At 60.6% G+C, this 19,390-nt stretch carries 19 protein-coding genes; 8 read left to right on the top strand and 11 right to left on the bottom strand.

Annotated elements, in window-relative coordinates; genetic code table 11:
- The first annotated feature begins 97 nt into the window (after window positions 1-97).
- Complete coding sequence (locus tag HCZ23_RS06480) at window positions 98-2,035, top strand: lytic transglycosylase domain-containing protein (RefSeq protein ID WP_167600913.1); 1,938 nt, start codon at window positions 98-100, stop codon at window positions 2,033-2,035.
- A gap of 76 nt (window positions 2,036-2,111) precedes the next feature.
- On the opposite strand, the gene HCZ23_RS06475 is transcribed toward HCZ23_RS06480, so the two are convergent.
- Both HCZ23_RS06475 and mnmD read right to left on the bottom strand, forming a co-directional pair.
- Window positions 2,112-2,999 (bottom strand): DMT family transporter, encoded by an 888-nt coding sequence (locus HCZ23_RS06475; protein ID WP_167600912.1) that lies wholly within the window; start codon window positions 2,997-2,999, stop codon window positions 2,112-2,114.
- Window positions 2,996-3,685, bottom strand: a complete 690-nt coding sequence (gene mnmD, locus HCZ23_RS06470) for a tRNA (5-methylaminomethyl-2-thiouridine)(34)-methyltransferase MnmD (RefSeq protein ID WP_254869976.1) — start codon at window positions 3,683-3,685, stop codon at window positions 2,996-2,998. Before mnmD ends, HCZ23_RS06475 begins: the two co-directional genes overlap by 4 nt.
- Window positions 3,686-3,760: 75 nt before the next feature.
- Here mnmD and HCZ23_RS06465 point away from each other — a divergent pair, with 75 nt between their 5' ends.
- Entirely contained in the window at window positions 3,761-4,801 is a 1,041-nt protein-coding gene (locus HCZ23_RS06465) for an FAD-binding oxidoreductase (RefSeq protein ID WP_167600910.1), read from the top strand.
- Window positions 4,798-5,190, top strand: a complete 393-nt coding sequence (locus HCZ23_RS06460; RefSeq protein WP_167600909.1) for a VOC family protein — start codon at window positions 4,798-4,800, stop codon at window positions 5,188-5,190. The genes HCZ23_RS06465 and HCZ23_RS06460 overlap by 4 nt, the downstream gene beginning before the upstream one ends.
- Here HCZ23_RS06460 and HCZ23_RS06455 read toward each other — a convergent pair.
- The 4 genes from HCZ23_RS06455 to HCZ23_RS06440 all read right to left on the bottom strand — a co-directional run bounded on the left by HCZ23_RS06455 (window position 5,176) and on the right by HCZ23_RS06440 (window position 8,157).
- Window positions 5,176-5,718, bottom strand: coding sequence for an NADPH-dependent FMN reductase (locus tag HCZ23_RS06455; protein WP_167600908.1), 543 nt, complete (start codon window positions 5,716-5,718; stop codon window positions 5,176-5,178). The genes HCZ23_RS06460 and HCZ23_RS06455 overlap by 15 nt on opposite strands.
- 8 nt (window positions 5,719-5,726) lie before the next feature.
- Entirely contained in the window at window positions 5,727-6,443 is a 717-nt protein-coding gene (locus HCZ23_RS06450; protein WP_167600907.1) for an LrgB family protein, read from the bottom strand.
- Entirely contained in the window at window positions 6,440-6,802 is a 363-nt protein-coding gene (locus HCZ23_RS06445; RefSeq protein WP_167600906.1) for a CidA/LrgA family protein, read from the bottom strand. The genes HCZ23_RS06450 and HCZ23_RS06445 overlap by 4 nt, the downstream gene beginning before the upstream one ends.
- Before the next feature lie 152 nt (window positions 6,803-6,954).
- On the bottom strand, window positions 6,955-8,157 hold the full coding sequence (locus tag HCZ23_RS06440; protein ID WP_167600905.1) for a hypothetical protein: 1,203 nt from the start codon (window positions 8,155-8,157) through the stop codon (window positions 6,955-6,957).
- A gap of 333 nt (window positions 8,158-8,490) precedes the next feature.
- Between HCZ23_RS06440 and HCZ23_RS06435 the strand changes: the two genes are divergently transcribed.
- The 4 genes from HCZ23_RS06435 to smc all read left to right on the top strand — a co-directional run bounded on the left by HCZ23_RS06435 (window position 8,491) and on the right by smc (window position 13,633).
- The gene (locus HCZ23_RS06435) at window positions 8,491-9,339 is read left to right on the top strand and encodes an MOSC domain-containing protein (protein ID WP_167600904.1); all 849 of its coding nucleotides are present in this window, start codon (window positions 8,491-8,493) and stop codon (window positions 9,337-9,339) included.
- 66 nt (window positions 9,340-9,405) lie between these two features.
- Window positions 9,406-9,777 (top strand): hypothetical protein, encoded by a 372-nt coding sequence (locus HCZ23_RS06430; RefSeq protein WP_167600903.1) that lies wholly within the window; start codon window positions 9,406-9,408, stop codon window positions 9,775-9,777.
- A 98-nt stretch (window positions 9,778-9,875) separates the two neighbouring features.
- Window positions 9,876-10,028 (top strand): hypothetical protein, encoded by a 153-nt coding sequence (locus HCZ23_RS06425; protein ID WP_167600902.1) that lies wholly within the window; start codon window positions 9,876-9,878, stop codon window positions 10,026-10,028.
- A gap of 149 nt (window positions 10,029-10,177) precedes the next feature.
- A complete protein-coding gene (gene smc / locus HCZ23_RS06420; RefSeq protein WP_167600901.1) occupies window positions 10,178-13,633 on the top strand; it encodes a chromosome segregation protein SMC in 3,456 nt (1,151 codons plus the stop codon).
- On the opposite strand, the gene HCZ23_RS06415 is transcribed toward smc, so the two are convergent.
- The 4 genes from HCZ23_RS06415 to HCZ23_RS06400 form a co-directional block, all read right to left on the bottom strand.
- The gene (locus HCZ23_RS06415; RefSeq protein ID WP_167600900.1) at window positions 13,630-14,433 is read right to left on the bottom strand and encodes a siderophore-interacting protein; all 804 of its coding nucleotides are present in this window, start codon (window positions 14,431-14,433) and stop codon (window positions 13,630-13,632) included. The genes smc and HCZ23_RS06415 overlap by 4 nt on opposite strands.
- Before the next feature lie 126 nt (window positions 14,434-14,559).
- A complete protein-coding gene (locus tag HCZ23_RS06410) occupies window positions 14,560-15,732 on the bottom strand; it encodes a lytic murein transglycosylase (RefSeq protein WP_167600899.1) in 1,173 nt (390 codons plus the stop codon).
- A 52-nt stretch (window positions 15,733-15,784) separates the two neighbouring features.
- Window positions 15,785-16,732 carry an adenosylcobinamide-phosphate synthase CbiB gene (cbiB, locus tag HCZ23_RS06405; protein ID WP_254869975.1) on the bottom strand — a complete coding sequence of 316 codons (948 nt, stop codon included), beginning with the start codon at window positions 16,730-16,732 and terminating at the stop codon, window positions 15,785-15,787.
- Window positions 16,705-17,649, bottom strand: coding sequence for a threonine-phosphate decarboxylase (locus HCZ23_RS06400; protein ID WP_167600898.1), 945 nt, complete (start codon window positions 17,647-17,649; stop codon window positions 16,705-16,707). The genes cbiB and HCZ23_RS06400 overlap by 28 nt, the downstream gene beginning before the upstream one ends.
- Before the next feature lie 219 nt (window positions 17,650-17,868).
- Between HCZ23_RS06400 and HCZ23_RS06395 the strand changes: the two genes are divergently transcribed.
- Complete coding sequence (locus tag HCZ23_RS06395; RefSeq protein WP_167600897.1) at window positions 17,869-18,234, top strand: response regulator transcription factor; 366 nt, start codon at window positions 17,869-17,871, stop codon at window positions 18,232-18,234.
- Between the two features lie 34 nt (window positions 18,235-18,268).
- On the opposite strand, the gene HCZ23_RS06390 is transcribed toward HCZ23_RS06395, so the two are convergent.
- Window positions 18,269-19,243, bottom strand: a complete 975-nt coding sequence (locus tag HCZ23_RS06390) for a glutathione S-transferase family protein (protein ID WP_167600896.1) — start codon at window positions 19,241-19,243, stop codon at window positions 18,269-18,271.
- Window positions 19,244-19,390: the final 147 nt, after the last annotated feature.

Raw genomic sequence — 19,390 nt, 5'->3', positions numbered from 1 at the left:
TCGCGCCCGTTCACAAGAATCTGTGTTGCCGCATATTTCGAAGCCGTTACTTTGGTCTGCAAGACCAGAGCAGCTCTCATAAGAACAAGACCAGATCATGCCCAAAACGCCCTCCGCAAAAGCAGTCTATGCTTTTGTATTCGCTTTGCTTTCTCCATTTTCCATGGCCGCGTCTCCCGAATCGGATGCGCTGACGCGGGCCTATGAGGCGCGCGCCCAAGGGGACTGGGATCTGGCCCGTCAGGAGGCGCAGGGCATCGGGCGTGACCTCATCGAATGGGATTACCTGCGGGCCGGGCGCGGCAGCTTTGAGGCGTACCGCGATTTCTTGAAACGCAACGCCGATTGGCCGGGCCTGCCGCTTTTGGCGGAAAAAGGCGAGGCGGTGATCCCTAACGATGCCGACCCTAAGGCGGTCATCGATTACCTGACGGCCTATCCGCCACAAACCGGTCGTGGTGCGCTGCGGTTGATCTCGGCCTTTGAGGCGCGGAACATGTCGGCGGATGCGCAGGCGCAGGCGGTTCTGACTTGGAACACCCTGCCGATGGGGGCCGAGGAGGAAACAGTCCTGTTGTCGCGCTATGGATCGATCCTGACGAAACACCATGTGGCGCGCGCTGAGATGCTGTTGTGGCGGGAGCGGTTCGACGACGCCTTGCGGATGGTGCCGAACCTGCCGACTGGCTGGGACAAACTCATCGTGGCCGCGCGCAAACTGGTCAAGGACGAAGCGGGCGTCGATGACGCGATCTCCGCCGTCCCGGAGGCCTTGGCGGATCATCCGATCTTGGCGCATGCCCGGTTCGAATGGCGGGTGCGGCGCGGGCGCAACGAAGACGCCACCACGCTTTTGCTGCAACACTCCACGGCTGATGGCCTGGGAGAACCGGTGGAATGGGGCAACCGTCGCCGGATGCTCGCGCGGCAGATGATGCGCGACGGCAAGGGCAAGATCGCCTATTCCGTCGCCTCGCGCCATGGTTTGACGCCCGAACAGGATCACTACGCCGATCTCGAATGGCTGTCGGGCTATATCGCGCTGCGCTATCTGGATGACGCCGGGCTGGCTTTGGACCATTTCAACCGTTTCCGCATGGCGGTCGGTACGCCGATCTCATTGGGCCGCGCAGGCTATTGGGAGGGCCGCGCGCTTGAGGCCATGGGCGCCCGCGACGATGCGGCAGCGGCCTATGCCTTTGGCGCGCAATTCCAGACGGCATTCTACGGGTTGTTGTCGGCGGAGAAAATCGGCCTGCCTTTAGACCCGGCGCTCACGGGAGAAATGCGGTTTGCGGATTACAAACAGGCGAGCTTCATGGGGTCGTCGGTTTTGAAGGCGGCTCTCCTTTTGGAAGAGGCCGGAGAGACGCCGCTTGCCGCACGGTTCCTGCGTCACCTGGGCGAAAGCCTGACCCCGCAAGAGCTTGGTCAACTTGGCGATCTGGCTTTGGATCACGATCCTTACCTGGCTGTTCTCGTGGCGAAATTCGCCGCCGATCAGGGGATCGTGTTGAACCGTGCTTACTACCCGCTGCACGCTTTGGCTGAGGCCGATCTGCCGGTGGAGCCGGAGCTGGCCATGGCGATTGCCCGCCGCGAAAGCGAATTCTACCCAAGGGCGCAGTCGCATGTCGGGGCGCGTGGTCTGATGCAGCTCATGCCGCGCACAGGTGAGGCCATGGCGGAGAAGGTCGGGATTGAAACCTATTCCGACAGCCTGCTCTTCGATCCGATCATCAACACCCGGTTGGGCTCGGCCTATCTGGCGCAATTGATCGAAGAGTTTGGCGACAACATCCCGCTCGTCGCCGTGGGCTATAACGCGGGTCCGACGCGGGCGCGGGATTGGATCAAACGCTACGGCGACCCGCGCACGGGCGAAGTGGACCCCGTGGATTGGATTGAACACCTGCCGTTTCGCGAGACCCAGAATTACGTCATGCGCGTCGCGGAGAGTATCCCTGTCTATCGTGCGCGACTGCACGGAGAAACGGGGCCCGTCCATATGATGGACATGCTGTCAGGTCGTTGAGGTTAATGGCCTGTCATATTTCGACGGCAAACCCTTAACGCACTGTCACAAAAGACGCTGGAGACTGTCACAGTCTTTAACGAGATCTTACCCGCGTGCGGCGGGCGACTTGCTGCGCGCGCAGGAAGGTGAACACCCCGGCGCCGACGACAATGGTGGCCCCGATCACCACATTGGCCCGGATCACATCGCCGAACACCAGAATGCCCAGCACGGCGGAAAACGGCAGTTGCAGATAAGCAAAGGGCTGAATCGCCGAGGCCTCGGACAGCTCATAGGCCTTGATCAACATGTAATGCCCGGTGATCGAGGTGACGCACAGAAGAGCCATCCAAAGCCAGTCCGAGGGCAGCATCGGTTCCCAATACCAAGCGCCGATCAAGGATGTGACGATCATGCCGGAAATGCCCGTGTAGAAGAAGGTGACATTCGATCCATCGAAGCGCGACACATAGCGATTGAGCAACCCGTAGAGCGCAAAGCCCAGAGCAGAGGCCATCGGGAAAATGGCATTGAAGGAAAACACACCGCTGCCGGGGCGAATGATGATCAGGATGCCGACAAAACCGATCGCGACCAAAAGCCAGCGCCGCCAGCCGATCCGCTCGCCCAGAATGGGACCGGAGAGGGCCGTGATCAGCAAGGGATAGACGGAGAAAATCGCAGGACCATCGACCAATCCCATCCGCACGAAGGCGGTGACCATGACCAGAATTTCAAAGGCCAAAAGCGCGCCGCGAAAGAACTGTAATTTCGGACGCTCGGAGCGCAAGGCCTTGGCAATCCCGCCCTGGCGCATCGACAGGGCGACGACGAAAGCGGCAAAGGCCCAGTAGCGGATCATCACGATCATGAAGACGTTGTAATCGCCCGCCAGATGCCGCGAGATGCCGTCCTGCATCGCAAAGATGAAGGTGGCGCCGATCATCAAAAGGGTGCCCAGCGTGGCGTTGTCGCGGCTCATGATTTAGTGCCTCTGCTCATGTGGCGTTTGCGGCCAAAGCCGGGGATGCGTTCGACGGTAAAACCGGCGTCGGTCAATTTCTGACGCACATGTCCCGCCGCCGTGTAGGTCGCGAAGGTGCCGCCTTTTGCGGTGTGACGCCCGACCTCACGCATCAGCTCTTCGCCCCAAAGTTCGGGGTTCTTGGCGGGCGAAAACCCGTCGAGGAACCAGGCGTCAGCCTGACCGTCCCAAGCGGCAAGTGTCTCACGCGCATCGCCGATTTTCACATCCACGTCGATCTGACCCAGTCGAAATTGCCGCAGCCCCTGCGCCCAGGCGTCAAGAAACGGCCCGGCACTCGTGGCGGCTTCGGGGAATGCGTCGAGGGCCGTGCGAATGTCGGCAGTCTCCATCGGGAAGGCCTCGAACGAGGTGAACCGCACGACGCCGGGCCCGTCCCACATGAGCGCCAAAGCCAACATGTTGAGCCCTGTGCCAAACCCCAGTTCCGCCACATGAAACCCGTCCCGCAACTGCGCAGGCAGATCATTGCCCGACAGGAAAACATGTCGCGTTTCCTCCAACCCGTTGCCGAGCGAGAAATAGGGATCGTCGAATTGCGTCGAAACGGGAATTTGCCCGTCGCGCCATTCGATTTGCGCGGCTTGTAGGGCCGTCTGTGGGGCAGTCTGGTCGTTGGTCATGGGATGGCTTATGAGAGGGCGGGTCCGGCAGACCATGCTTTGGGCCGGTATCACTTGCAACGGGTAAATGCGCATATGGGCAGAGCAGAAATCACGATCTATGGCGCAGGCGCCTTTGGCCTGTCCTGTGGCTATGAGGCGGCGAAGCGCGGCGCAAAGGTCCGGGTGATCGATCCTCATGGCGTCGGGCATGGCTCATCTGGTGGGATCGTCGGCGCGCTGGCGCCGCACACGCCGGAGCGTTGGAATGCCAAGAAGGAGTTTCAGTTTCAGAGCCTGATACTGGCGCGCACACATTGGCCGGAGGTCGAGGCGACAGGCGGCGTGTCCTCGGGCTATGGCAATCTGGGGCGGGTGCAGGCGATCAAAGATGAGCGTCAGTTGCAACTGGCCCGTGAACGTGAAGATCAGGCGAAAGACCTGTGGCAAGGCAAGGCCGAGTGGCGTGTCGTGACACAGGGCGAGACGGGCTATTGGGCGCCGCTCAGCCCGACCGGCTATCTCATCCAAGACACGCTTTCGGCCCGGCTGAACCCGTGGCGGGCGTGCCAAGCACTGGCCACCGCAATCACGGCGCTGGGCGGTGAGGTCGTGCGCGAAGGGTCGCAGGAGGGCGCGGTGATCCATGCCTCGGGCTGGTGGGGGCTGAAAGCGCTTAACGCGGCCTTTGGCAAAGAGGTCGGCAATGGCGTGAAAGGACAGGCGATCCTGCTTGATCTGTCGCTGCCCGAGGCGCCGCAGCTTTATGGCGAGAGCCTGCATGTCATTCCGCACGCGGATGGCACGACGGCGATTGGGTCGACCTCGGAGCGTGAGTTTGAGGACCCAGAGACGACCGACGCGCAATGCGACGCGCTTTTGGAACGGGCGATTGCGGCGGTGCCGATGCTGGCGGATGTGAAGGAAATCAGGCGCTGGGCCGGGGTGCGACCGCGCGCCAAATCCCGCGCGCCGATGCTGGGCGCCTGGCCCGACCGTGCCGGACATTTTATCGCCAATGGCGGGTTCAAGATCGGCTACGGCATGGCACCGCTCGCGGCGCAGGTTTTGATTGACCTCGTGCTGGAGGGGCGCGACGCTATTCCTGAGGAGTTCCGCGTGGAGGCGAGTCTATGAAAGTGACCTCTCTCGATCATCTCGTGCTGACCGTGGCCGATATTTCCGCGACGGTGTCGTTTTACACAGAGGCGCTGGGGATGGAGGTCGAGACGTTTCACCCTGCTGACGCTTCAACGCGCTATGCGCTCACATTCGGGGCGCAGAAGATTAACCTGCACCAGGTGGGCAGCGAGTTCGATCCGAAGGCCGCGCATGTGCAGGCGGGCTCGGGGGATCTATGTTTCCTCACCGAGATGCCTGTGGCCGACTGGATGCGGCATCTCGAGGGCATTGGCATTGGGGTCGAAGAGGGCCCGGTCAGTCGCACGGGCGCAACGGGGCCTTTGCTGTCGATTTATCTGCGCGATCCGGATGGCAATCTGATCGAAGTTTCAAACCGGCTTTGAGGCGGCCTCGCGCAAAGCTGTCATCAGCTTTTCAAGCCCTGCAATCGTGCGCTCATTGATGAGCCGCCCTTGGTCGTCGAAGGCGTTCGAGCTGTCCGCGACCAAGACCTCCGGCGCTTGCAGGATATGCGCGTTGAAAGGCGTCATGGCCCATCGCAAACTATATTGCGACCGCTCGCCACCCGCGCGCCCCGCTGCCGCCGACATGATCGCAACGGGTTTGTGTTCCCAAGGTTTCACCCCCGTGCGGCTGATCCAGTCGAGCGCGTTTTTCAACAGGCCGGGGATCATCTTGTTATATTCGGGTGTCGCGATCACCACGGCATTGGCGTCGCGGATTTGCTCGGCCAAGGTGGTGACCTCGGGCGGCATGCCTTCGGCTTCCAGATCGGCGTCGTAAAGCGGCAGGCGCAGGTTGGCGCGGGTGAAATCACAGGGCCCGAACAGGCGCACAGCCTCATGCATGAGCTTTGTGTTGGTCGACTGCGCCCGCAGAGCGCCGGAGATGCCGAGAAGCTTCAAGGTCATGATTGCTCCTAGAAAAACAGGTGAACGAAGAGCGGCGCGACAAGGGCGGTGAGGATGGCGTTCAACACCATGCCGATGCCTGCGAAGGCCCCCGCCGTGCCATGGACCTGAAAGGCCCGCGCTGTGCCGATGCCATGGGCGGCGACGCCGGTGGCAAAGCCGCGCCCGCGATAGTCACGGATGCGCAGGGCGTTGAGCAAAGGCGTGGTCACCACCGCGCCAATGACCCCGGTGATCAGCACCAGCGCCACGGTGAGCGTCGGCAAGCCGCCGATGGCTTCGGACACCCCGATGGCGACCGGAGAGGTGGCGGCCTTTGGCACCAGGGAAAGCAACAATTCGCCGCGCAACCCGCAGGCGTACCCAATGGCGACGGCGGAGGCCATGGAGACGGTGCCACCCACAACCAAAGCGGCCAGCATCGGCACGGCGGCGGCCTTGACGCGCTGCCAGTTCTGCCAAAGCGGCACGGCGAGGGCGACAGTGGCCGGGCCCAACATGAAATGCACGAATTGCGCGCCCTCGAAAAAAGTTGCGTAACTGGTGTCCGTGAGTTCCAGCAGAGCAGAGAGCAGGACCATCGAGATCAAGACGGGGTTCACCACGGGTTTATTGCCCGACAGGTTGAAACAGCCCAGCCCGATCAGATAGGCGAAAAACGTGACGGTGAGCCACAACAGCGGCCCTTCGGAGAGGTAGCTCCAGATGTTCAGAATCTCGTTCATTCCGGGGTTTCGTCGGGGACGCCTCTTAAGCGGTTCACATATTTGAAGGTCAAAGCTCCCGCTGCGATGGAGAGGACCGTGGAGCCGACAAGGGCGGTCGCAAGAGGCAGACCGATGTCTGAAATCTGATCGAGATATTGCACCACGCCGACGCCCGCAGGCACGAAGAGCAACGACAGATGCGAGAGAAATCCGGTGGCGGTTTTCTCGATCGCTTGCCCGATGCGAGGTTGTAGCAACAGAAGCGCAGCCAAGAGGATCATGCCGATGACTGGGCCAGGGAGGTTCAGGGACAGCGTCCGGGCGAGAATTTCGCCGACCAGCTGGAAGCCGAGAAAAAGTCCGAAATGAAAGATCATGCCGCTGCCGCACCTCGCTTTTGATCGCTATCGGGCCTGAAGCCACGAGGGGCGAGTTTACTATGTAGAGGCGGGGCCGCAAGCAAAGATGCGTTCATGAAAAACGCGCGCCATGTTGAGGCCATGACGCGCGCTCAATGTGTGAAGCTGGCTTATTCCGCGGGAACGGCTTCGGCGCTTGAGCGGCTAAAATGCTGCGCGTTGAGGCGGACCACGAGGGCAACCATGGCGACTTGGAACGCAATTGCGATGGCGGTGATCGCCCAATAGGTGACGCTGAACTTGGCAATCACACCGGCCTGCACCAGCCCCGAATTCACGAAGAACTGGATCAGCACAGACAGGGCAACCCCCGGACAGACGAGCGCATAAGACCCCGCCGAAGTTTTCGTCCCAAAGACGAAATCCTTGAAATAGCCCTGACGTTTCAACACCACGAGGCCGAGGCCTAGAAAGACGACCTGAAGCGACAGCATGCGGGCCAGGAACATCATCGTGCTGGCTGGGTCGGAATGGCCGTCAAAGGTGTGCAAACCATGGTTTTGCCGCATGAAGAGGATCGAGAGAATCGTCACGATCGGGATCACAATCAAAAGCGTGGGGCCGGATTCTTCGTGGGTGCCGTAATGCAGCATCGAGTTGAACGCCGTGGTCAACGCCAAGAGGGAGTAGATCAAGGCGGCGACGGCAAAGAAGGTCGAGAGCACGAGGGCGGTCGCAACCACCCAAGGCACATGCGACATGGCGGCAGGGGCGGCAAAACCGACGCCGACCATGGAGAGCGCGAAAGCCGGGAGCATCTGGGCGAAGGAGTTGTGCGAGGTCACATCGAACACGCCGCCTTTGGACAAAACGCGGCCCAGAAAATCGCCAATGATCGACAGGGCGATCCAGCCGATGACACCAAAAGCGATCATCGCGAAGGGAAAGAGATATTCCACAATGCTCCAGAGGTTCGGCACGAACACCAGCCCCGCGATGAACAGCCCGTTCACCGACATGGCGAGCGCCAAAGGCATCGCCAAAAGCGTGGATTCAGCGTTGGAGTTGCGCAATTGCGTGTAGCGCTCGGTTTTCTTCAGTGCTGCGTACTGGCTCAGGTTCCAGATCAGCAGTTTGAGGTTGAGAAAGACGAACACGGCAATGCCCGCGATGGCCACCGCAAGGCCTAGGCGCATCGGCAGGCTGCCGGTGCCCCATGCCGCCAGAATGTCTTCAAACACCGGAACGGGACGCCCTGGATGCGGCACCCAGAACATCAGATACATAAAGAAGGTGACAGAGAGTCCCCCCGCACCCAAGGAGGCGAGGAAATACGTGGGCACGTAATGGTCGGCCGCGCGTGAAGGTTTCATTTCAGGTCTCCTAATCATATTCGTTTTGTTGAATATAATTGGGGTAAAACCTATATCTTTGATACATGTCAAAACGTCGCGTGACACCAGCTCCATCGACACTTGGCAGGTTTTAACGCATCGCCAATAGCGTTTCTGCTTAAACCTGAAACCGGAATTGAATAGAAACGCAGTGCAACGTCTAAGAGGAGCGGGCGTTTCGACTTTATGTGATAGATCAAGTTCATGTCGAAACGCCTTAGGCAAAGACCGGGCCTGTCTTTTGAGCCAACTGCTCTTTTCGTACCGAATCGTTTAGTACGAGGCAGTTCTTGAAATCTGTTCGGGGGGACAATGAAACTGGCGCGCATCACCACCTACCCAGTGAAAAGTCTGACCGGTACGGATCACGCCGCCGTCAAGGTTCAGGGCTTTGGGATCGCCGGCGACCGGCGCTGGGCCGTGGTTTATCCAAATGGCAAGGTGGCGACGCGGCGTGAACTGCCGCAAATGGCGCATTTGAACGCGGTCGACACGGAGACCGGCGTCTCGATTTCCTTTGAAGGCAGCCGCCTCGATGTCCCGTACCCCAGCGGCGCTGCCGTGTCTGTCCGGGTGTTTTCGACCGAAGTCGATGCCGTCGAGGACGCTGGAAACTACGCCTCTCATTTCTTGTCCTCTGCACTCGAACGCGAGGTGCGGCTGGTCTATTTTCCCGATCATGCGCGCCGACCGGTGGATCGCATCTATGCGCCCGACGGCCACTACACCGCCCTGTCCGATGGCTTTCCGCTGTTGTTGACGACGCAGGCCTCATTGGCCGAGCTGAACGCAGAACTGGCCTCGCCGGTCGAAATGCGCCGCTTCCGCCCCAATGTCGTGATTGCGGGGGATATCGAGCCCTGGAGCGAGGACACCTGGCGTGTGTTGCGCATCGGGTCGACCGTGCTTCGGATCGTCAAACCCTGTGACCGCTGTGTGATGACAACCCAAGACCCGCAAACCGGCGAGCAAACCCATCCGCATGAGCCCTTGGCCACACTGCGCCGCATTCACCGATCCGTGTCGGGCAAGATCATCTTCGGTCAGAACATGGTGGTCGAGGAAGAGGGCAATATGGTGCTGGGCGATGAGGTCGAGGTGCTGGAGACCGGGCCGTCGAATCTGCTCGATCCGAAACGCGGCGGGATGCAGTCGTTTTAGCTGATGAGGTTGCGGGTCTGAGGTGATGTTAATCCTTGGTTAACCAAGCTGGCGCAGTCTCGCGTCATGAAACACCGTCTTACGCCTCTTGTTCTCGCCCTTATGCTGCCCGCCTGCATGGCCGACAGCCCCGCGTTGGGCTATTCCCGCGCGGCGTTTTCCACCGTCGAGGTCGACGGCAACAGCTACCGCGTCTACACCGAAGAGACCCGCAATTGCGTCGAGGTCCATCGCGTCAACATGGTCTTCCCGCCGCCCTCGCGCCGCATGATCCTGTTGCAAATGGAAACCGCCGCGATGCAGGTCACCCAGTGCAAGCTCAAGAAAGGCACCTTCATCGGCGATCAGGCGATGTCGAAAGCCCAGCTGGATTGCTCCGACGGACCGGGCGCCAAGGATTGGGTGCCGGGCACCTGCAACACGATGCCTTGGCGTTGAGAAAGCTCTCCTGAGAGAGGTCTCCGTGCCGCGCGACAGGGCTTGCCCAGGCTGCGATTTCAAGGCATCACAAGGACCAACTCTCATGAGGTATCCCGATGGATTATTCGAAAATGGGCGGCGCGAAAAAGCCCTCCGCAGCGCCAAAACATGGTGAACACAAGCGTCAGGCGCCGGGCGGGAAAGCCGCACCCAAAGCCGAACTTTTGGCCCGGATGAAAGCCGCGGCTGTTAAGAAGACCGAGAAATAAGGTTCCCGTCTCGCGTGGTATGCGGCGTGCAAATGCGATATTTTGTGGATAACTTGTCGGTTTTCCCCATATCTCGCGTCTTCCCCGTTGACTCACGTCCACCCCTCCCAAAGACTTTTCCTTCATAGGAATCAGAAAAGAGTCTTCGTTTGCGTTTCACCCGTCTGCGTCTCAATGGCTTCAAAAGCTTTGTGGACCCCACCGATCTCATGATCGCGGATGGGCTGACGGGCGTTGTCGGCCCGAACGGCTGTGGCAAATCGAATCTTCTGGAGGCGCTGCGCTGGGTGATGGGTGAAAACCGCCCCAAAGCCATGCGCGGCGCGGGCATGGAAGATGTGATCTTCGCCGGGGCCTCGACGCGGCCTGCGCGCAATTTCGCCGAAGTCTGTCTGATGATCGACAACTCGGAGCGCCTCGCACCGGCGGGGTTCAACGAGAGCGACTCGGTCGAGATCATCCGCCGCATCACCCGCGACGCAGGCTCCGCTTATAAGGTGAACACGAAAGACGTGCGGGCGCGCGACGTCTCCATGCTCTTTGCCGACGCCTCCACCGGCGCGCATTCGCCCGCGCTGGTGCGTCAGGGTCAAATCTCAGAGCTGATCAACGCCAAACCCAAAGCGCGTCGTCGCATCTTGGAGGAAGCCGCCGGGATTTCGGGCCTCTATCAGCGCCGTCACGAGGCTGAGTTGAAACTCAAAGGCGCGGAAACCAACCTCGCCCGCGTCGATGATGTGATCGAACAGCTTGCCAGCCAATTGGCCTCGCTCGCCCGTCAGGCCCGCCAGGCCGCGCGCTACCGCGAAATCGGCACGGAGCTGCGCCACGCCGAGGGGCTTTTGCACTATCGCCGTTGGCGCGATGCCGATCTGGCCCGCGCCGAGGCCGAAGACGTGCTGCGCAGCCGTTTGAAACAGGCGTCTGAGGCCGAGCGTCTCGCCCGCGACGCCGCGAAACAGCGCGAAAAACTCGAAGAGGCCCTGCCGCCCCTGCGCGAGGAAGAGGCAATTGCGGCGGCTGTCTTGCAGCGTCTCACCGTGTCCCGTGACCAACTGTCAGATGAGGAACGCCGCGCCCGCGAGATGATCGAAACCCTGTCGCGCCGCATCGACCAACTGGTTGCCGACATGGCGCGCGAAGAACAGCTCAACAAGGATGCAGGCGAAACCATCACGCGTCTGGAATGGGAACAACGCGAGCTGATCAAAGCCGCCGAAGGTCATGAGCCGAAGCTGTTGGAAGCCTCCGCCGAGGCCTCGGAAGCCAGCCAGATTCTGGCGGATCGTGAAACCACGCTGACCGAAATGACCGAAGACGTCGCCCGTCTCGCGGCCCGTCATCAATCGGCGACGCGTCTGGTCGAGGACAACCGCAAGACATTGGACCGCGCACGTGGCGAGGCGGATCGGGCGCGCGAGGCCGTTGAAGTCGCGCGCGAAACGCTGGCGCAGTCCGCGGAGGCTTTGGAAGAGGCCGAAGCTGGACAGGAAGAAGCCGTGGCCCGCACCGAAGAGGCCGAGGCGATGTTGATCGAGGCCGACGAGGCCCGAACAGAGGCGCAATCGCGCGAGGCGTTGGCCCGTGCCGCGCGGTCCGAGGCCGAGGGCGAGGTCGGCGCGCTGAAGGCGGAAGTGGCGGCCTTGGCCAAAATGCTCGACCGCGACCAGATCGGCGGCGCGCAGCTTTTGGATTTGGTGAAAGTCAAATCAGGATATGAAAAAGCGCTCGGGGCGGCGCTTTCTGATGATTTAAGACAGCCTTCGATTGAAAGTTATCAGGCCTCCGGTTGGGTCACTTTGCCGGAGTACCCGGACGATCAGGACCTGCCCAATGGGGTGGAGGCGCTCGAGGATTACGTCACTGCACCGCCGGTTCTGGGGCGACGTCTGGCGCAGATCGGGTTGGTACGCGCCGAAGATGGCGCACGGTTGCAGGCCGATCTCGAACCGGGCCAGCGCCTGGTTTCGATCGAAGGCGACATGTGGCGTTGGGACGGCTATCGTGCGGGCGCCGAGGATGCGCCCTCGGCCGCCGCGCTGCGTTTGCAACAGCTCAACCGGCTTGAAGACCTGAAACAGGAACTCGTCGCGGCAGAGGCCAAGGCGGGCGGCGCGGCGCAGGCGCATGAACACCTGAAGGCGGAATTGGCCCGCCTGACAGAAGCCGACCGCATGGCCCGCGAAGCGCGTCGCGATGCCGATCGCGCGATGTCCGAAGCGGCGCGGATGCTGTCACGGGTTGAGAACGAAAAAACCTTGGCCGAAGGCAAGGTCGAGAACCTCGGCCTCGCCGTGTCCCGTCACGAGGAAGAGGCGCGGGGGGCGGAGCAGCGTCTGCGCGAGGCGGAAAAAACGATGAAGGGGCTGCCGGATTTGCAGGCTGCGCGCTCGGACATCGAAGAGGTGAAACTTGCGGTCGAGGCGGCGCGGATCACCATGATGACGAAACGCTCGTCGCATGATGAAATTCGCCGCGAAGGTGAGGCCCGCACGCGTCGTTCGCAGGAAGTCACCAAGGAATTGTCCGGCTGGCGGCACCGTCTGGAAACCGCGGGCAAACGGATTGCCGAGCTTCAGGAGCGCAAGGAAGCAACCGAGGAAGAGCTTTACGAGGCCGCCGCCCAGCCCGAGGAAATCGCGGAAAAACGCGAGGCCTTGATGGCGCAGATCGAGGAGGCGGAGCATCGTCGGAAACGCGCGTCTGACGGTTTGGCCGTGGCCGAAGAGGGGCTGCGCGAGGCGGTTCATGCGGAGCGCGAGGCGGAGCGTTTGGCGTCGGAGGCGCGCGAAACGCGGGCTGCGTCAGAGGCCCGTCGCGATGCGGCGAAAGAAACCGTCGAGGCGGCGCTTGAGCGTATCCGTGAGGAGTTGGAAACCACGCCCGCAAAGCTTTTGGAAGAGCTGGACATCGACCCGGAGAAAATCCCCTCGCATGAGGTGATCGAGGTCGATGTGAACCGGTTGAAACGGCTGCGCGATAGCCTAGGCGCAGTGAATCTCAGGGCCGAGGAAGATGCGAAAGAGGTGCGTGAGGAACACGATACCCTTTTGAAAGAAAAGCAGGATTTGGAAGAAGCGATCAAGACGCTGCGCTCCGGGATTGCCTCTTTGAACCGTGAGGGACGGGAGCGTTTGCTGACGGCCTTCGAGCAGGTGAACAGCAATTTCTCCATGCTCTTCACGCATCTGTTCGGCGGTGGCGAAGCGCGGCTCATGATGGTCGAAAGCGACGATCCGCTGGAGGCGGGGCTTGAGATTATGTGTCAGCCGCCGGGCAAGAAATTGTCGACCCTGTCGCTCTTGTCGGGGGGCGAACAGACGCTCACCGCGCTGGCGCTGATCTTTGCCGTGTTCATGGCGAACCCGGCGCCGATCTGTGTGCTGGACGAGGTCGACGCACCGCTGGACGACGCCAACGTGACGCGGTTCTGCGATATGCTCGACGAAATGACCCAGCGCACGGATACGCGGTTTTTGGTCATCACCCACCACGCCGTGACGATGGCCCGCATGGACCGCCTGTTCGGCGTGACCATGCAGGAACAAGGTGTCTCGCAGCTGGTGTCCGTGGACCTGAAAAAGGCCGAGGCGCTGGTCGCTTAACCGCGTCCCATGCCTTTTCCATTGCCTTTGCCCATGCCGCCACCATGGCCACCTGCGGGGGCGTCGAGATCCTTGATGGAGGCTTCGGCCTCGCCATTGATCCAATAGCCCGCCGCTTTCAGCCATTGCAGCGGATGACCCATCTCCAGCACAGCCTCGCGCAATTGCTTGGCAATCCCGGCTTCGGTGGCGATCCAGACAAAGGTGTTTGGCGTCAACGTGATCTGCGGCAGAGCGTCCAAGAAGGGCTGAGCCTCGGTCGCTTGATCCAGCGGGCGATGCACCCAATGGGTCGTCACGTCGGCAGTGCTTTCAATCACTTGCTCATCTTCGGCGCCCGGCACGGCGGCGATCATCGTGACCTTTACGCCGGCTGGCAGTTCTTCGAGTTTACGACCCATGGCAGGGAGCGCGGTTTCGTCGCCGATCAACACCCAATGGGCGATCTCGCCTTCGATCAGACGCGAGCCACGCGGGCCTGCGACCTGAACCGTATCCCCGGATTTCACATCGCGCGCCCAGCTTGCCGCCGGGCCCTCGCCGTGATCGGCGAAGTCGATGATCAATTCTTGCGCTTCGGTGTCAAAGCGGCGCGGGGTGTAGTCGCGTTTGGCGGGCTCATCGCCCGTGGGCACGAAGACCTTGAGGTGATCGTCAAACGACCCGCTGGCAAAATCCGCCAGATCGGTCCCGCTCAATGTGATGCGGATCATATGCGGGGTCAGGCGTTCGGTGCTGGCCACGGTGAGGTCGCGGAATTTCAGCTCATGCCGCATGCGGCGGATGGTGGGGGCAGTCATGGCGAGTCACTTTCACTGGTTATTCAGATGCTTGCGAAAAACAAACTATTTTACTCAGAAAATGCAAGCCTCCGCGAGGACACAGGTCCTGTGCATCCCGGACATCTGCCCCCAAGAGCCCTTGGTTTACAGGCGCGACAAAAGCGCAGGCGTTGGCCAGGCATCCGCCGGCAAGCCCAGTTTTTCCTGAACGCTTTGAACCGCTTCACGGGTTTTCTCGCCCAGAATGCCGTCCACGCCCCCCACATCGTAGCCCATGTTCACGAGCTTTTGTTGCAGCTGTTTCATCTGCGCGCCCGAAAGCCCGGCATCCGGGTTGCCCGCGTTATAGACCGGCGCACCTTCGAGGCGGGTGGCGAAATAGGCGGCGGTGGTCACATAGACAAAGCTCTTGTTCCACTCGAACAGCACCTCGAAATTCGGATAGGCGAGGAAGGCCGGACCATTGCGGCCCATCGGCAAAAGCACTGAGGCCTGAAGATTGCCATTGCGGAACGATCCGCTGCGAGGTTTGACGCCGAGACGTTCCCAATCGCGCACGGACATTTTGTGGTTCAGGCCCGTTTGCGACCAGTCGAGGGTCGAGGGCAGGGTGATTTCCTGCAACCACGGTTCATTCGCGCGCCAGCCCAGATGCCGCAGCATTTTGGCACCGGACATCAACGCATCGGGGGCGGAGGTTTTGAGCCGCACATGACCGTCGCCGTCGCCATCGACACCGTTTTCAAGGATGTCTTTCGGCAGCATCTGAACCATACCGATTTCACCAGCCCAAGCGCCCTGCGTGGTTGCCGGGTCGAAATCGCCATGCTCGAACAGGGTGAGTGCTGCGAAGACCTGCGGCTGGAACAACTCGGGGCGGCGGCAATCGTGGCTCAGGGTCATCAGCGCGTTCAGCGTGTTGAAATTGCCCTGCACCTGGCCGTAATCGGTCTCCAGCGCCCAAAAGGCCAAAAGCACACCGCGAGAGACGCCATAGTCACGCTCGATCCGGTCGAAAACGCTTTTGTATTTCGAAGCATTTGCGGCGCCGTTCTGAATCCGGTTTTGGCTGATCAGAGCGCGGGAAAAGTCGATGAATGTCTTTTGAAACACGCCCTGCGCACGGTCGGCCTTGATGACGGCGGGGGTGTGGCGGACGGAGGCAAAGAACCGGTCGACATTGGCCTGCGCATGACCTTGGCTCACGGCGGATTTCTTCATCTGATTGACAAAGCTTGAGAAATTTCCGCCACAGGACACATCCGCAACAGCGGGGGAGGCGAGAGAGAGGGCGAGCACAAGGCCGAGAGAACGCATGAGGTTACCTTTTAAAGTCAGATTTCGGGGTAAGATAGCGGGGCAGAGCGTGTCAGGCAAATGACAGGAAAGCGAGGCAGAACAAAACGATGGACCATGCTCGCCACAGCTGGACGCAGGCGGCGTCAATGTCCCCGACGGTGGCTTCGCGGCCATAGCGATTGACCCATGGGTAGTCGCGCAGTTCGCCATGATAGGCCCGCGGACCGGAGAGGGCGACTCCAAGTTTGCGCGACAGGGCGGCCTCTGGCCAACCGGCGTTGGGGGAGCGATGGCGGCGGGCGTCGGTATAGAACTCTTGCCAGAGCGAAAGCTTTGCCGCGTGTGATCCACGCATGTTCCGCCACGGAAACAGCAAGAGCGCGGTGAGGCGGGCAGGGATCAGATTGAGCAGATCATCTAAACGCGCGGCGGCCCAACCAAAATCGCGATACTTCTCGGTGCGATAGCCGATCATGCTGTCGGCGGTGTTGGTGATTTTATAGACCAGAATGCCGGGAAGACCGAAGAGCAAGAACCAGAAGGCGGGCGCGATCACACCGTCGGAGAAATTCTCCGCCGCAGATTCGATGGCACCGCGTGCGACGGCGGGGGTGTCCATTTCGGACGTGTCCCGTCCGACGATCATCGACACGGCATGACGTCCCGCCGCAAGCGAGGTCTCGAGCCCGCGCGCGACCGCCTTGACGTGATCGACCAGCGACCTCTGGGCGAGAAGAATGGCGCCCAGCACAATCTCGACCAGCGGGATGTGGCGCAGTACAATTCCAAGTGCTGCGGCACCGATCACCAAAGCCGTCATCACGAGGACGCCCTTGGCTTTACGCCGGGCACCTTGATTGAACCGCCGATCCGCCCAGCCGATCAATCGACCCATCAGGACGGCCGGATGCGGTATCCGGTTCCAAAGCCATTTCGGTTCCCCGAACATCGCGTCGAGCGCCAGAGCGAGAAAGAGCGCGGCGGCGGTGTTCAAAGTGCGGCCTCCAACTGATCCCATTTGTCTTCTGGCGGGAGGCCAAGACGCATCCAAGTGTCGGAATATGGAAAGATACGCGACCAGACGCGGCCTTTGGCGAGCTGGTCTTGAAAGGCACGCGCATTGGGAACCTCGTAGAGACGAAAGAGGGACGTGCCTCCAATAATTTTAGCACCTTTATTTGCTATAATTCCGTCTAATTTATCTGATTTGTGTTTTAATGTGATATTCGTCGCTGCGAACCATGCGCCGTCATTCAATGCCGCCGTGCCAACCGACAGGGCGGGGCCGGACACGGCCCATGGGCCGATCAGGGCAGACAAGCGGTCGATCAGCTCCGGCGCGCCGATGGCAAACCCGAGGCGCAGCCCGGCCTGCCCCCAGAATTTGCCAAAGCTCTTGAGCACGATGGTGCGCCCGTCCGAAACGCGCTCGATCAGGCTCGCCTCCGGCATCACATCGCAAAAGCTTTCGTCGATGATCACATAGGATGCGGTCAACGCATCTTGCCGCCACAGACGTCCGTCGGGATTGTTCGGATGAACGATCACCTGCACGTCCGCGCTCGGATCGGGTTGGTTCGATACAGTCCACCCCTGCGCGCCGAAAGCTCCTGCATGCTCATTATAGGTTGGCGTCTGAATCTCGACCCTCCCAACAGGCCAAAGCGCAGGCAGGCGTGCGATGAGACTTGAGGCGCCGGGGGCGGCGAGGATGGCGGCCCCACGCGGCACGTTCCAGAAGGCGCGAGCGGCCTGGATCAGCGCATCCTGGGCGGCGGCATCCGGCAGTGAGGACCAGGCGCTTTGTGGAATGTTGCCGATGGGGTAAGGTGTCGGATTGATGCCGGTCGAGAGATCGATCCAGTCAGATTTCTCGCCGCCATATCGGGCGACAGCGGCGTCCAAACCGCCACCATGATCGCGATGTTTGCTCATAAGCCCTCCGCTCAGGGGAGCTTGGGCCGCCCCTGTTCACATGTGTTTCGACGGGCCAGCCCGGGAGTGCAAGTTAAAATCTTAGCTTTTCTGCTGTGGGGTGCGACTCCGACGCGATTGACCATTAAGTTAAAGGTCCGTTACTTTGACCTATCGAATCCACTTCCCTCGTCAGAGAGATATGAACGGATCGCGGTATGGGCCGTGGTCAGAGAGCGCATGCAAGTATTGATCGTCGAAAGCAGCCCCGAGCTTGGGCAGATCTGGAAACGTCACCTGGAGCGGCAGAGGATGGAGGTGTCGCTCGTTCAGGACCAGGACGAAGCGATTGCCGCTCTGCAGCAAAGCGCTCCGGAGTTGATCGTGCTCGATCTCGTGCTGGAAGAGGGGTCGGCTTTTGCGGTCGCCGATTATGCCAATTATCGCCACCCGGAAACGCGGGTGATTTTCACCACGAATTCGAGCTTTTTCTCGGACGGGTCGATTTTCCAGCATTCGGCGAATGCCTGTGCCTTTGTGCCGAAACAGGTCGATCCCGACGATCTGAGTGCCATGGTGGCGCATTACGGGAAAGCGGCGTCCTGAGACGCCGCTTGTTAAGGTCTTTTCATCACGCCTGTTAACCACGCTTGTGCGGCGCGTCGAAATCAATCTCCGGACTGATCGGCAGGATGCGATTGGGGTTGATCATGTCATGGCTGTAGAAATAGTGCCGCATGATATGATCGAAATGCGTGGTCTCGCGGACGCCGGGCATTTGGTAAAGCTCGCGCGTATAGGCCCAGAGGTTGGGGTAATCCTTCAACATGCGTTTGTTGCACTTGAAATGCGTGTGATAGACTTTGTCAAACCGGATAAGCGTGGTGAACAGGCGCCAATCGGCCTCGGTCAAAGGGGCGCCCAAGAGGTAGCGACGTTCTGACAGGACCTCCTCGAGCGCATCCAAGCTGTCGAACAGCGGGTGGATGGCTTCGTCATAGGCGGCCTGCGTGGTGGCAAAGCCAGCTTTGTAGACGCCATTGTTGATCGGCTCATAGACGCGGGCATTCATCGCCTCGATATCGTCGCGCAGCTCTTCAGGCCAGAAATCCAGCGTGTTGCCGGTGATCGCATCAAAGGCCGAATTGAACATGCGAATGATCTCTGACGATTCGTTGGAGACGATCGTGGCGGTTTTCTTGTCCCAGAGGATCGGCACGGTGACGCGCCCTGAGACCTTCGGGTCAGCCTCAAGATAGACCTCGCGCAGAAAGCGTTTGCCCAGCAGTGTGTCCCCGGTTGCGCCCTCGAAATCCGTGCCAAAGGTCCAGCCGTCTTTCAACATGTCGGGATGGACGACGGAGATCGTGATATGATCCTCAAGCCCCTTTAAAGCCCGAAAAATCAAGGTCCTATGCGCCCAAGGACAAGCGTAGGAGACAAACAGGTGATAGCGCCCGCTCTCGGCGGCGAAGTCCCCGGTGCCACTTGGGCCGGGGTGCCCGTCCGGGGTCACCCAGTTGCGAAACCCCGCTGTGGTGCGTTCGAATTTTCCGCCGGACTTGGTCGTGTCATACCAGCCGTCGTGCCATGTTCCGTCCTGCAAATAGCCCATATGACCCTCTGTCCTCCGCTTGTGGTGACATGGAGGTAGCCGCTTTGCATTCGCGCGCAAACAGGCGTCAGGGCGCATAGATGGTGCGCAATCACACACATCTCCATGACTCCCTTGAGAATACTAAAAGAATTGCGGCAATCGGGT

It is taken from the genome of Celeribacter sp. HF31 (assembly GCF_011806455.1).
Classification (GTDB): domain Bacteria; phylum Pseudomonadota; class Alphaproteobacteria; order Rhodobacterales; family Rhodobacteraceae; genus Celeribacter.
The sequence above is the reverse complement of the archived record's forward strand: the minus strand, read 5'-3'. Positions and strand labels throughout refer to the sequence as shown.

Excerpts from the sequence above, each read along its gene's own strand:
- HCZ23_RS06410 (WP_167600899.1), bottom strand. The coding sequence starts at position 15,732 with ATGCGTTCTCTCGGCCTTGTGCTCGCCCTCTCTCTCGCCTCCCCCGCT.
- HCZ23_RS06435 (WP_167600904.1), top strand. The coding sequence starts at position 8,491 with ATGAAACTGGCGCGCATCACCACCTACCCAGTGAAAAGTCTGACCGGT.
- HCZ23_RS06395 (WP_167600897.1), top strand. The coding sequence starts at position 17,869 with ATGCAAGTATTGATCGTCGAAAGCAGCCCCGAGCTTGGGCAGATCTGG.
- mnmD (WP_254869976.1), bottom strand. The coding sequence starts at position 3,685 with ATGACCAACGACCAGACTGCCCCACAGACGGCCCTACAAGCCGCGCAA.
- HCZ23_RS06425 (WP_167600902.1), top strand. The coding sequence starts at position 9,876 with ATGGATTATTCGAAAATGGGCGGCGCGAAAAAGCCCTCCGCAGCGCCA.
- HCZ23_RS06440 (WP_167600905.1), bottom strand. The coding sequence starts at position 8,157 with ATGAAACCTTCACGCGCGGCCGACCATTACGTGCCCACGTATTTCCTC.
- HCZ23_RS06455 (WP_167600908.1), bottom strand. The coding sequence starts at position 5,718 with ATGACCTTGAAGCTTCTCGGCATCTCCGGCGCTCTGCGGGCGCAGTCG.
- cbiB (WP_254869975.1), bottom strand. The coding sequence starts at position 16,732 with ATGGGATCAGTTGGAGGCCGCACTTTGAACACCGCCGCCGCGCTCTTT.
- HCZ23_RS06390 (WP_167600896.1), bottom strand. The coding sequence starts at position 19,243 with ATGGGCTATTTGCAGGACGGAACATGGCACGACGGCTGGTATGACACG.
- HCZ23_RS06465 (WP_167600910.1), top strand. The coding sequence starts at position 3,761 with ATGGGCAGAGCAGAAATCACGATCTATGGCGCAGGCGCCTTTGGCCTG.
- HCZ23_RS06460 (WP_167600909.1), top strand. The coding sequence starts at position 4,798 with ATGAAAGTGACCTCTCTCGATCATCTCGTGCTGACCGTGGCCGATATT.
- HCZ23_RS06415 (WP_167600900.1), bottom strand. The coding sequence starts at position 14,433 with ATGACTGCCCCCACCATCCGCCGCATGCGGCATGAGCTGAAATTCCGC.
- HCZ23_RS06450 (WP_167600907.1), bottom strand. The coding sequence starts at position 6,443 with ATGAACGAGATTCTGAACATCTGGAGCTACCTCTCCGAAGGGCCGCTG.
- HCZ23_RS06430 (WP_167600903.1), top strand. The coding sequence starts at position 9,406 with ATGAAACACCGTCTTACGCCTCTTGTTCTCGCCCTTATGCTGCCCGCC.
- HCZ23_RS06400 (WP_167600898.1), bottom strand. The coding sequence starts at position 17,649 with ATGAGCAAACATCGCGATCATGGTGGCGGTTTGGACGCCGCTGTCGCC.
- HCZ23_RS06480 (WP_167600913.1), top strand. The coding sequence starts at position 98 with ATGCCCAAAACGCCCTCCGCAAAAGCAGTCTATGCTTTTGTATTCGCT.
- HCZ23_RS06475 (WP_167600912.1), bottom strand. The coding sequence starts at position 2,999 with ATGAGCCGCGACAACGCCACGCTGGGCACCCTTTTGATGATCGGCGCC.
- HCZ23_RS06445 (WP_167600906.1), bottom strand. The coding sequence starts at position 6,802 with ATGATCTTTCATTTCGGACTTTTTCTCGGCTTCCAGCTGGTCGGCGAA.